Origin of the sequence: Citreimonas sp., assembly GCF_042096055.1 — a bacterium.
GTDB lineage: Bacteria > Pseudomonadota > Alphaproteobacteria > Rhodobacterales > Rhodobacteraceae > Citreimonas.
In genome coordinates this window covers 1,718-12,096 of sequence record NZ_JBELMH010000088.1, presented here as the reverse complement: position 1 = coordinate 12,096, position 10,379 = coordinate 1,718, and the positions used below count along the sequence as shown (strand labels likewise).

Genomic DNA, 10,379 nt, shown 5'->3' with positions numbered 1-10,379 from the left:
CCCTTCGCCCGCATGAAGGTGCGCGTGAAGCGCGAGATCGTCACCATGGGCCAGCCGGACGTCGATCCGCTGGCGCGCGTCGGTCACCACGTCGACCCGAGCGACTGGAACGCGCTGATCCGTTCGCCGGACGTGGCCGTGATCGACACCCGCAACGCCTACGAGACCGCCATCGGCACGTTCAACGGCGCGGTCGATCCAAGCACCGGGTCTTTCCGCGACTTCCCGGCCTGGTGGGAGGCCAACAAGCAGCGCTTCCACAACAAGCGGATCGCGATGTTCTGCACCGGCGGCATCCGCTGCGAGAAGTCGACGAACTACCTGCTCGGCCAGGGCGTGCCCGAGGTCTACCACCTCAAGGGCGGCATCCTGAAATACCTCGAGGACGTGCCAGAGGAGGACAGCGAATGGCGCGGCGCGTGTTTCGTCTTCGACGGGCGCGTGTCGGTGGAACACGGGCTGCGCGAAGGGCCGCACGACCTGTGCCACGCCTGCAGGCGGCCGATCCTGCCCGACGATCGCGCGCGGCCGGAGTTCGAGGCGGGCGTCGCCTGCCACCATTGCGCGCACGAAACCTCGGTCGAGGACAAGGCGCGCTTCCGCGAACGCCAGCGCCAGATCGCGCTGGCCCGGGCGCGGGGCGAACGACACCTTCACGCGGACGTCCCCGACGATTTCTGAGGCCGCTCAGACTGTCTGGATCGCGCGCCCGGCGCGGCGGCCCCGCATCAGGATACCTAGCATGATCGCGATGTTGACCGCGTTCCAGGCGAACCCGTTCACGAAGGCCAGCGCGTAGCTTCCGCTCCAGTCATAGATCGCGCCCGACAGCCAGCCGCCCAGCGCCATGCCGAGGATCGTCATCATCATGACAAAGCCGACGCGGTTGCCGGCCTCGCGCGCGGGCATGTATTCGCGCACGATCACCGCGTACGAGGGCACGATGCCGCCCTGGCTCAGCCCGAAGATCAGGCTGACGGTGTAGAGCGAGACCAGTCCACCCGCGGGCAGGTAGAGCAACAGCGCCAGGGCCTGCAGGCCGGAGCCGATCAGAAGCGTGGTCACGCCGCCCAGGCGGTCGGCCAGCACGCCCGAGACCAGCCGCGAGGCCACGCCGCCCAGCAGCATCAACGACAGCATCTGCCCACCCACGACCGCGCCGAAGCCGAGGTCGACGCACAACGCCACGATGTGAACCTGCGGCATCGACATGGCGACGCAGCAGGCGATCCCGGCGAGGCCGAGCAGCCATTGCAGCGCCCGCGGGCTGAGACCGGTCGCGCGGGTGCGCGAGGCGGCGGCGGTCTCGACCGCCCGGGTGGCGCTTTCGGGAACTTTTGGCCGCAGGGCCTGCGCCAGCGGCACGACCACCACCAGCGTCATGATCGCAAGCGCGCCGTAGACCCAGCGCCAGCCTGCCCCGTCGCCCAGCCACGCCAGAAGCGGCGGCCAGAATGCGCCCGACAGGTAATTGCCCGACGCGGTGATCGCGACCGCAAGGCCGCGCCGGCGCAGGAACCATTGAGACGTATCGGCGATCAGCGGCCCGAAGCTCGCCGCGGTGCCGAAGCCGATCGCCAATTGCAGGACGCACAGCACGGCGATCGACGGCGCGAAAGCCGCAAGGCCATAGCCCGCGCTCACCAGCAGCGCGGCCAGGCTCAGCGTCGCGGTGATGCCCAGACGGTCCGACAGACGCCCGAAGCCGAGGTTGCCGGTCGCGAAGCCGATCATCGTGGCGACATAGGGCAGCGAGGACGCGCCGCGCGACAGGCCGAACTCGGCCTGCAACTCGGGCAGGACGACCGTGACCACCCACATGCCCACGTTGCCCGCAACCGCGATCAGCAGCGCAAGGCCGACGCGGATCCAGGAATAGCGGCTGTCGAGGACGAGCGCGTCGGTCATGCGGCGGAGCCTAGGCGCGGATCGCGGCCTTGCCCAGACGGGACGTGCTAGAAGTAGCCCTTGACCAGCGAGCCCGCCAGCAGCGCCCAGCCGTCGGCGATGACGAAGAACGCCAGCTTGAACGGCAGCGACACGATGGCCGGCGGGACCATCATCATGCCCATCGACATCAGCACCGCCGCGACCACCAGGTCGATGATCAGGAAGGGCAGGAAGATCAGGAAGCCGACCTGGAAGGCGCGGGCGACCTCGGACAGCATGAAGCTGGGGATCAGCACCGACAGCGGCGCGTCGGGCGACAGCGCCATGCCGTCGCCGTCGGGGCGAAGCTCGGCCATCGCGGCAAAGGTGTCGGGGTCCATCCGGCCGGCCATGAACTCGCGGAACGGAACGATCGCGCGGCCGAACGCCTCGGTGATGTCGATCTGTTCCTCGACGAGGGGCTCGATCCCCAGCTCCCACGCCTCGGTGAAGACCGGCTCCATCACGAAGTAGGTCAGGAACAGCGCCAGGCTGACGATCAGCATGTTGGGCGGCGATTGCTGCAGGCCCACCGCCTGGCGCAGGATCCCAAGCACCGTCACGATGAACGGAAAGCAGGTGATCATGATCGCGATGCCCGGCGCGAGGCTGAGCAGCGTGATCAGCGCGATCAGCTGGATCGACGTGGCGGTGATCGAGCCGCCCTCGCCCAGGTCGATCGACAGCGATTGCGCCTGCGCCACCGCCGGCATCGCCAGCAGCAGCGCGGCAAGTCCCCAATGCCGCATGATTACGACGGCGTCTGCATGTCGACCACCTCGGTCACGCGCACGGCAAGCTGCCCCGCGCCCTGGCCCTCGACGACCTCGAGCACGCCGATCCCGATCAGCCGGTCGCCGACATACAGCTCGACCGGATCCTCGAGCTTCTTGTCCAGCGACAGCACGCTGCCCTTGGACAATTGCAGCAGCTCGCGCACCGACGGGCGGGCGCGGCCGATCGAGACCGTGATCTCGATCGGGACAGAGGTGAAGGCATTTCCGCCTTCGGTGCGGGTGGTGGTCTGCGCGTCATCCATTGACGATCTTCCTTCCGTTCTCGTCCGAGAAGCCTTCGACCATGGCGGTGAAGGCGGTCAGCATGTCGGCCAGGTCGATCTGGCGCTCGGTCTCTCCAAAGCGGATGTCGGCCTGATCGGCGCCCAGCGTGTCGTCCTCGACGATCGAGACCGGGAACGCGAAGTCGCCCTCGATCAGCGGGGCCACGGCGTCGCGGCGGCCCGGCGCCACGGCGATCACCACGTCGCGGCGGCCGATCTCCTGCGCCAGTGCCTCGAGCTGTTCGGTGATGTGGCCGCCCAGGCTCTGCCGCGCCATTTCGGGCAGCAGCTTGGCGATCATCTCGTCGAGCAGCGGCCCCATCGCCCCCATGATGGCGGTGTAGGCTTCCTGATAGGTGAAGGAGAGATCGCCGAGGTGCTGCGCGAAGGTGCTCGACAGGCGCGCGGAATCGTCCGCCTGCGCCTTGACCGAGTCGTCCCATCCGGCGCGGTAGCCTTCCTCGAACGCCTCCAGCCTGCGGGCCTCGATCTCGGCCGGGTCCTGGGCCGGCGCTGCCGGTTCGGCGTCGCGCTCGGGCTCGCCGAAATCGTCGAGATAGTCGGAAAGCCCGCTCATTTCGCCTCTTCCTTCTCATCCAGCCAGCTGCGCAGGATCTCGACCGACTCGGTCCGGCGTTCCTCGATGAGGTGCCGCAGCCGTTCGACCGGGTCCTCGCTGACCGGCTCGTCGTCCATGTCGAAGTCGACCATGCCCATGCCGCCGAAATCGGGGCTGCCCGACAGGGCGGGCAGCGTCTCGAATTGGGCATCGCCGTCGAGCGCGTCGGCGTCGGCGTAATCCGCGTCCGGAGCGGGCAGCACGCCGGCCGAGGCCCGTGCCGCACCGCGCGCAAGGATCGGGCGGACCACGAACAGGCCCAGCAGCAGTGCCACGACCGCCAAGATGCCCATCTGCGCGAGGCGCATCGTGTCGATGCTGCCGGTGAAGAATCCCGGCTCGATCGGGCCGGTGCCCAGCCCCTCGGGCCGCTCAAAGGGCAGCGAGCGCAGCGTGATCTGGTCGCCCCGAGCCTCGTCGTAGCCGACGGCCGATTCGACCAGCGCGCGCAGCGCCTGCATCTCGCCCTCGGGCAGCGGCTCGAACACTGGCTGGCCGTCTGCGCCCGGCGCGTAAGTTCCGTTGACCAGCACCGCGACGGTCAGGCGACGGATCGCGCCCGGCGCGCGCATGACTTCGCGGGTGGTTTCAGACACCTCGTAGTTGACGCGTTCGCGCGTCTCGCTGGCCTGCGAGGTCGAGCTGCCGCCTTCGGCGTTGGCCTCGCCGTCTGGCAGGTTGGACGCGACCGTAACGTCGCCGGGCCCGGCCTCTTGCGACTGGTCGGTGCGTTCTTCGGAATCGGTCGAGATCGCGACGCGCCCCTCGGGATCGAAGCGCCGCTCGCGGATCGATTCGGTCTCGGTCACGGTGTCGACGCTGACTTCGACCACCGCGTTGCCGACACCCACGCGCGCCTCCATCAGGCGCTGCACGCGGTCGCGCATCGACGAGGCGCGGTCGGCCGCGCTGAGCGCGCCGCCGGTCTCGGCCTCGGCGCCGATCAGCCCGCCCTTGCCGTCGATCACGGCGACGTTGTCGGCCTCCATCCCCGGCACGGCCGAGGCCACCAGGTAGCGGATCGCGCGGGCCTGCGGCGGCGACAGGACGGCGCCGGTCGTGGTGACGGAGATGGACGCCGTCGGCGTCACGTCACGCTGAAAGGGATTCGCGCTGCTGTTGGCGATATGCACGCGGGCGGTCGCGATTGCCGGGTTCGAGACGATCGTCCGGGCAAGCTCGCCCTCTTTCGCGCGCCAGTAGGCGGCGTCGAACATCTGCGACGTGGTGCCGAATCCCGACAGGCCGTCCAGCAGCTCGTAGCCCTGGTTGCCGTTCGCCGGCAGCCCCTCGCTGGCCAGCGTCAGGCGCAGCGCATCGCGTTCGGGTTCGGGCACGAAGATCGAACCGCCGCGGATCTCGTACGCCATGCCGCGCGATTCGAGCGCCTGGACGACGTCACCCGCCGCGCTGGTCTCGAGCCCCGCGTAGAGCAGCGCCATGTTCGGCGCGGACGCCATCCGCGCCAACCCCAGAACGGCGAGCATGACCGCGAGTGACGCGCCGGCGACGATGATGCGCTGACGGATGCCCAGCGAGTTCCAGACAGTCATGAGCTGCTGCAATGTCGACCTCCACTCCAAACGTTCTGTTCGGGTTGAGGCCAGATAAGCCCACGCGCCTTAACAATCGGTTAGCCCCTTTGCGTCTATCTAACCCTCGAACCACAGAAGAGGTTGGACATGGCGGACGCTACGGTCGACGCCCCTGCCGAGGGGAAGAAATCCTCGAAGATGCCGCTGATCATCGGCGCGGTGCTGGCCGTTCTGGGCGGCGCCGGCGGATTCTTCGTCGTGCAGAAGGACCCGCTGGGTCTGTTCGGCGCGGACAAGGGTCATGCGGGAGAAAGCGCCAAGGACAGCGCTTACCAGGATCTCACGCCGCTGGGCGACGTGGGATTCGTCGAGGTTCCCCCCATCGTCATCGGGCTCGGTCCCGCGTCGGACGGACGCACGCTGCGGTTCCGTGCCAGCCTCGAGGTGCCGGCCGCGCACACGGCGAGCGTCTCGGCGATAGTGCCGCGCGTCCAGGATGTGCTCAACAGCTACCTCCGCGCGCTCGAACCCGCCGAGTTCGAAGCGCCGGGCGCGCTCATCCAGCTGCGGTCGCAGCTTCTGCGGCGGGTGAAACTCGTCGCCGGCGACGATCACGTGCGCGATCTGCTCGTGCTCGAATTCATCGTAAACTGAGAGGGGTGGAAATGGACCTGATCGCAGACATCCTGCTTGTCGCCGGTGCCTTGGGCGCGGGTTTCTACTGTTTCGTGCTGTCGCGTCGCCTGACGCGCTTCACCGACCTGGAAACCGGCGTCGGCGGAGCGGTCGCGGTGCTGTCCGTGCAGGTCGACGACCTGTCGCGCAGCGTCTCGAGCGCGCGCAAGTCGGCCGGCGAGTCCGCCGAATCACTGACCGCCCTGACCGAGCGGGCCGAGGGCGTGGCACGACGGCTCGAACTGCTCGTCGCGTCCATGCATGACCTGCCCAAGGACAAGGACGCCGCGCACGAGGTCGAACCGAAGGACACGGTGTTCCTGCGGCATTCGCGCGCCGGAGGGCTGTGATGGCGGCCCGGCCTCAACGTGCCGCCGCCGGGCCATCGGCCCAGCGCAAGGCGCCTGCGCGCAAGCCGCGCCGCCGCACGCGCGGCGCGCTGGCCACGATCGGCGGGCTGCTGATCGCCTCGGCGATCCTGCGCGGCCTGAATGGCGCTGGCGACGCGGTGGCGCTGGAACTGCCCGGGCTCATGGCGCAACCGGACGAAGCCGAAGCCGCGACCGACGCGACAAACCCCGAGGTGAGGGTCGAGCGTGTGGCCGAGGCGGATATCGCCCCGCTGCTGTCCGCGCTCGAAGAACGTGAAGCCCGGCTGAAGACGCGCGAGACCGCGCTGGACATGCGCATGCAGGCGCTTCTGGTGGCCGAAACCGAGATCGAGGAGAAGCTCGCCGCGCTCGAAGCGGCCGAAGCGCGCCTGAAGGAGACGATGACGCTGTCCAGCACGGCGGCGGAGACCGACATCGTGCAGCTGACCGACGTCTATGCGCGGATGAAGCCCAAGGACGCGGCCTCCCTCTTCTCCGAGATGGACCCCGAATTCGCCGCCGGCTTCCTCGGCCGGATGCGGCCCGACGCGGCCGCCGCGATCCTGGCAGGGTTGCCGCCGCGCGTGGCCTACACGATCAGCGTCATCGTGGCCGGCCGAAACGCCGAGGCTCCGACCGAGTAAAGGTTGCGCAATCCGGCGCGGTCCTTAAGTAATATGCATCAAACGCAGGCTGGCGCGGGGCCGCCCGTCCACTGCCTGCATCCACTTTGAAGAAGGAACGGCCCATGCACACGCGCCGCCTTTTCCTGGCATCCGCCGCGGCACTCGCCGCTGCCCCCGCCGCGGCTTTCGAGCTCGAGCCGCCGCTTCGGCCGCAGACCGTCTCGATCCGGCAGGATCTGGAGCCCGGGCAGATCATCATCCTGCCCCGCGCCCACTTCCTATACTTCATCGAAGCGCCTGGGCAGGCGATCCGCTACGGCGTCGGCGTCGGTCGCGCGGGCCTCGAGTTCACCGGCACCGCCCGCATCGGCGCCAAGAAAGAATGGCCGACCTGGCGTCCGACCAACGAGATGATCGAACGCGAGCCGCAACTGTACCAGGAATTCATCAACAACGACTACGTGCAGCCCGGCGGTCCGACCAACCCGCTCGGTGCGCGGGCGCTGTACCTGTTTCAGAACGGCCGCGACACGTTCTACCGCATCCACGGTACCACGGCGCCGCAGACCATCGGCCGGTCCGTGTCGAACGGCTGCATCCGGATGCTGAACGAGCACGTGAAGGACCTCTACACCCGGGTCCCGATCGGAGCGACCGTCACCGTCCTTTGACCGACGCTCCGCGCCAGCGCGATGTCGATCTGATCGTGCTGGGCGGGGGCCCCGCCGGCGCCTCGGCCGCGTTTACCGCAGCCAAGGCAGGGCTTGCGGTGGCCCTTGTCGATCCAAGGCGGTTTCCGCGCGACAAGCTGTGCGGAGGCGGCCTGACCGGGCGCAGCATGCGCCTCTACCGCGATATCTTTGGCAACGACATGCCCCCGGTTCCGCTGGCGCGTCGTGACGCGATAGCGTTCCATGCGTTCGGCGAGGATCTCGGCATCGATCGCGACGCGCCCCCCTTGCATCTGGGCATGCGGTTCAGCTTTGACCACGCCTTGGTCGAACAGGCGCTACGCGCCGGCGCGATCGATTTCACCGGACAATCTGGAACGCTGGATCCCGACGCAGGGACGATCGCCCTGGGCGGCTGCCAGCTGCGCACGCCGCTGATCGTCGCGGCCGACGGGGTCAACAGCCCGACCGCGCGGCAGCTCTTCGGTGCCGCCTTCGATCACCGGACGATCGGCTTCGCGCTCGAGGTCGAGTTGCCGGAGCCGGCCCCGGACGCGCCCCTTCGCATCGATTTCGGCGCGGCGGATTGGGGCTATGGCTGGCACTTCCCGAAGCCGTCCGGTGTCACGATCGGCGTCGGCGGCGTGCATAGCCGCAACGCCGACATGAAGGGCGCGCTGCACCGCTACCTCGAGACGCTCGGCGTCCGAGGGACCTCGCGGATCAAGGGCCAGTTCCTGCCGTTCGGCGCGTTCCGATCCGTGCCCGGCCGCGGCCGCGTCCTGCTGGCAGGCGACGCCGCCGGGCTGGTCGACCCGATCACCGGAGAAGGAATCGCGCACGCGATGCTGAGCGGTGCCGAGGCCGCGCGCGCCTGCATCGAGGCGCTGGCTCAAGGCGCGCCGGATCGCGCGCTGCCGATCTACCGCAAGCGGATCGCGCCCATCCACACGGCCCTGCGCCACGCGTCCCGGCTGCGCCCCATCCTTTTCCGCGAAAGCCTGCGCCCGGCCTTCCTGCGCAGTTTCCGCGAATCGCGTACTCTCCGGCGCGAATACTTGGCGATGCTCGACGGCCAGACCGATTATGGCCCCATCATGCGCCGCATGGCCCTGCGCCTGCCCGGTTTCGCCCTGCGCGCGTTGCGCGGCGGCTAGACCCGTCAGAACAGGACGTAGATAGCCAACAGGTTCGGCACGATGAACAGCGCCGCGATGCAGAACAGCTGCGCCAAGTGCGACAGCCGCGACAGCGCGGGGCTACGCTCGAACGTGTCGTTTAGGGCCAGCGCAGCATAGACCAGCGCACCGGACTGGCCGGCCTCAATCCTGCGGCCGCGTTCGATTTCGGCGCGCGCGGCGCGGTACCGCGACTCGAGCGCGCGGCTTTCCTCGACGCTGCGCATGCGGGTTTCGGTGTTGGACATCGTCACTCTCCCCGTTGACCAACGGGGAAATGGCGCGACACGGCGCAGAGGCAAGATGCGGTGCTTCGATTATTCCTGGTCGGCTGCGGCGTCAGCTGCCCGGACCTCCTCGATCAGCGTCTCGACCTTTGGGCCGACGGTCTCGACGATGCGCGCGACCCCTTCCGCGTCGGGGTGGATCCCGTCGGCCTGCATGTAGCGGCCGGGATCCGGCATCCCGCCGTCCGGCCCGCGCAGCCCGGCAAAGAAATCCTCGAGGTAGACGGTGTCGTAATCCTCGGCGAGGTCGGGATAGATCGCGTCGAAGCTTTCCTTGTACGCCGCGCCGTAATTGCCCGGCGCCGTCAGCCCGATCAGCAGGACGTCTAGATCACGCTCGGCCGCGACCTGCAGGATGCCGTCGAGGTTCGCGCGGGCGACCGAGGGGTCGATGCCGCGCAGCAGGTCGTTGCCGCCCAGCGCTACGATCATGGCGTCGATCTCGGGCGTCAGGGACCATTCCACCCGGCTGAGCCCGCCCGCCGTGGTGTCGCCCGACACGCCCGCGTTGACGATGCGCACGTCATGGCCGCGCTCGGCCAGCCAGGCGCGCAGCTGAGGCACGAAGCCCTCCTGCTCGATCAGCCCGTAGCCTTGCGTCAGGCTGTCGCCCAGCGCCAGGATGTCGGTCTGCTGCGCCATCGCCGGCGCGCCCGACAGCATCCCAAGCACGATCGCGGCCTTGAGGCCGATGGCGCGCAGACCATATGTCACCAGACCCGTCATGGCAGGACCCCCTTCGTTATGTCCGATCCCGTTCTTATCCTCGAAGATGTGACCTTGCGACTGGACGGCAATGCCGGGCCGGTGGAAATCCTGCACGGGATCGACCTGACCGTGCGGCAGGGCGAGGCGGTCGGCCTGATCGGGCCCTCCGGCTCGGGCAAGTCGTCGCTGCTGATGGTGATGGGCGGGCTCGAACGTGCCACCTCCGGCAAGGTCGTCGCGCTGGGCCGCGACCTGACCGCGCTGGACGAGGATTCGCTGGCGCTGTTCCGGCGCGACAACATGGGCGTTGTGTTCCAGTCCTTCCACCTGATCCCCACGATGACGGCGCTGGAGAACGTGGCGACGCCGCTGGAGCTGGCCGGGCACCGCGACGCCTTCGACCGCGCCGCGGCCGAGCTTGACGCCGTCGGCCTGAAGCACCGGGCCGAGCATTACCCCAGCCAGCTGTCGGGCGGCGAGCAGCAGCGCGTCGCGCTGGCCCGCGCGCTGGCGCCGCGCCCGGCGATCCTTCTGGCGGACGAGCCGACCGGCAACCTCGACGCCGCGACCGGATCCGCGATCGTCGAGTTGCTGTTCGGCATGGCCCGCGACCGCGGCTCTACGCTGGTGATGGTGACGCACGCGGCCGAGCTTGCCGACCGCTGCGACCGCGTGGTGCCGCTGGCCGACGGGCGCGTGGCCGAGGGACAGGCGAGGCGC

Annotated in this window: 14 protein-coding genes; 7 read left to right on the top strand and 7 right to left on the bottom strand. The window is 69.0% G+C overall.

Annotated features, from left to right (window positions below):
- Positions 1 to 681: rhodanese-related sulfurtransferase (locus ACFDTC_RS15420; protein ID WP_375259774.1), on the top strand; the 681-nt coding region annotated here is incomplete at its 5' end.
- 6 nt (positions 682 to 687) lie between these two features.
- On the opposite strand, the gene ACFDTC_RS15415 is transcribed toward ACFDTC_RS15420, so the two are convergent.
- Genes ACFDTC_RS15415 through fliF form a run of 5 tightly spaced genes read right to left on the bottom strand, consistent with a single transcriptional unit; the run spans position 688 to position 5,161 of the window.
- Positions 688 to 1,908 carry a CynX/NimT family MFS transporter gene (locus tag ACFDTC_RS15415; RefSeq protein WP_375259773.1) on the bottom strand — a complete coding sequence of 407 codons (1,221 nt, stop codon included), beginning with the start codon at positions 1,906 to 1,908 and terminating at the stop codon, positions 688 to 690.
- A gap of 47 nt (positions 1,909 to 1,955) precedes the next feature.
- Positions 1,956 to 2,678 (bottom strand): flagellar type III secretion system pore protein FliP, encoded by a 723-nt coding sequence (fliP, locus tag ACFDTC_RS15410; protein ID WP_375259772.1) that lies wholly within the window; start codon positions 2,676 to 2,678, stop codon positions 1,956 to 1,958.
- A 2-nt stretch (positions 2,679 to 2,680) separates the two neighbouring features.
- Entirely contained in the window at positions 2,681 to 2,968 is a 288-nt protein-coding gene (locus tag ACFDTC_RS15405; RefSeq protein WP_375259771.1) for a FliM/FliN family flagellar motor switch protein, read from the bottom strand.
- Positions 2,961 to 3,566, bottom strand: coding sequence for an ABC transporter ATP-binding protein (locus ACFDTC_RS15400; RefSeq protein ID WP_375259770.1), 606 nt, complete (start codon positions 3,564 to 3,566; stop codon positions 2,961 to 2,963). Before ACFDTC_RS15400 ends, ACFDTC_RS15405 begins: the two co-directional genes overlap by 8 nt.
- Positions 3,563 to 5,161, bottom strand: a complete 1,599-nt coding sequence (fliF, locus tag ACFDTC_RS15395) for a flagellar basal-body MS-ring/collar protein FliF (RefSeq protein ID WP_375259769.1) — start codon at positions 5,159 to 5,161, stop codon at positions 3,563 to 3,565. Before fliF ends, ACFDTC_RS15400 begins: the two co-directional genes overlap by 4 nt.
- A 180-nt stretch (positions 5,162 to 5,341) precedes the next feature.
- On the opposite strand from fliF, the gene fliL reads away from it, so the two are divergent.
- From fliL to ACFDTC_RS15370, 5 genes are all read left to right on the top strand, one after another.
- On the top strand, positions 5,342 to 5,797 hold the full coding sequence (gene fliL, locus ACFDTC_RS15390; RefSeq protein WP_375259768.1) for a flagellar basal body-associated protein FliL: 456 nt from the start codon (positions 5,342 to 5,344) through the stop codon (positions 5,795 to 5,797).
- An 11-nt stretch (positions 5,798 to 5,808) separates the two neighbouring features.
- Entirely contained in the window at positions 5,809 to 6,168 is a 360-nt protein-coding gene (locus tag ACFDTC_RS15385; protein WP_375259767.1) for a hypothetical protein, read from the top strand.
- A complete protein-coding gene (locus ACFDTC_RS15380; RefSeq protein WP_375259766.1) occupies positions 6,168 to 6,833 on the top strand; it encodes a MotE family protein in 666 nt (221 codons plus the stop codon). Before ACFDTC_RS15385 ends, ACFDTC_RS15380 begins: the two co-directional genes overlap by 1 nt.
- Before the next feature lie 104 nt (positions 6,834 to 6,937).
- On the top strand, positions 6,938 to 7,486 hold the full coding sequence (locus ACFDTC_RS15375) for a L,D-transpeptidase (protein ID WP_375259765.1): 549 nt from the start codon (positions 6,938 to 6,940) through the stop codon (positions 7,484 to 7,486).
- Entirely contained in the window at positions 7,483 to 8,643 is a 1,161-nt protein-coding gene (locus ACFDTC_RS15370; protein ID WP_375259764.1) for a geranylgeranyl reductase family protein, read from the top strand. Before ACFDTC_RS15375 ends, ACFDTC_RS15370 begins: the two co-directional genes overlap by 4 nt.
- Positions 8,644 to 8,648: 5 nt before the next feature.
- Here the strand turns inward: ACFDTC_RS15370 and ACFDTC_RS15365 are convergent, their stop codons facing one another.
- Positions 8,649 to 8,912: a hypothetical protein gene (locus ACFDTC_RS15365; protein ID WP_375259763.1), complete on the bottom strand. Its 264-nt coding sequence runs from the start codon at positions 8,910 to 8,912 to the stop codon at positions 8,649 to 8,651.
- A 69-nt stretch (positions 8,913 to 8,981) separates the two neighbouring features.
- Positions 8,982 to 9,677 carry an arylesterase gene (locus tag ACFDTC_RS15360; RefSeq protein ID WP_375259762.1) on the bottom strand — a complete coding sequence of 232 codons (696 nt, stop codon included), beginning with the start codon at positions 9,675 to 9,677 and terminating at the stop codon, positions 8,982 to 8,984.
- 18 nt (positions 9,678 to 9,695) lie between these two features.
- Here ACFDTC_RS15360 and ACFDTC_RS15355 point away from each other — a divergent pair.
- The coding region (locus ACFDTC_RS15355; RefSeq protein WP_375259761.1) for an ABC transporter ATP-binding protein at positions 9,696 to 10,379 on the top strand (684 nt) is incomplete at its 3' end.

What these genes read in the sequence shown, in the direction of transcription:
- ACFDTC_RS15415 (WP_375259773.1), bottom strand. Translation starts at nt 1,908, where the DNA reads ATGACCGACGCGCTCGTCCTCGACAGCCGCTATTCCTGGATCCGCGTC.
- fliP (WP_375259772.1), bottom strand. Translation starts at nt 2,678, where the DNA reads ATGCGGCATTGGGGACTTGCCGCGCTGCTGCTGGCGATGCCGGCGGTG.
- ACFDTC_RS15405 (WP_375259771.1), bottom strand. Translation starts at nt 2,968, where the DNA reads ATGGATGACGCGCAGACCACCACCCGCACCGAAGGCGGAAATGCCTTC.
- ACFDTC_RS15400 (WP_375259770.1), bottom strand. Translation starts at nt 3,566, where the DNA reads ATGAGCGGGCTTTCCGACTATCTCGACGATTTCGGCGAGCCCGAGCGC.
- fliF (WP_375259769.1), bottom strand. Translation starts at nt 5,161, where the DNA reads ATGACTGTCTGGAACTCGCTGGGCATCCGTCAGCGCATCATCGTCGCC.
- fliL (WP_375259768.1), top strand. Translation starts at nt 5,342, where the DNA reads ATGCCGCTGATCATCGGCGCGGTGCTGGCCGTTCTGGGCGGCGCCGGC.
- ACFDTC_RS15385 (WP_375259767.1), top strand. Translation starts at nt 5,809, where the DNA reads ATGGACCTGATCGCAGACATCCTGCTTGTCGCCGGTGCCTTGGGCGCG.
- ACFDTC_RS15380 (WP_375259766.1), top strand. Translation starts at nt 6,168, where the DNA reads ATGGCGGCCCGGCCTCAACGTGCCGCCGCCGGGCCATCGGCCCAGCGC.
- ACFDTC_RS15375 (WP_375259765.1), top strand. Translation starts at nt 6,938, where the DNA reads ATGCACACGCGCCGCCTTTTCCTGGCATCCGCCGCGGCACTCGCCGCT.
- ACFDTC_RS15365 (WP_375259763.1), bottom strand. Translation starts at nt 8,912, where the DNA reads ATGTCCAACACCGAAACCCGCATGCGCAGCGTCGAGGAAAGCCGCGCG.
- ACFDTC_RS15360 (WP_375259762.1), bottom strand. Translation starts at nt 9,677, where the DNA reads ATGACGGGTCTGGTGACATATGGTCTGCGCGCCATCGGCCTCAAGGCC.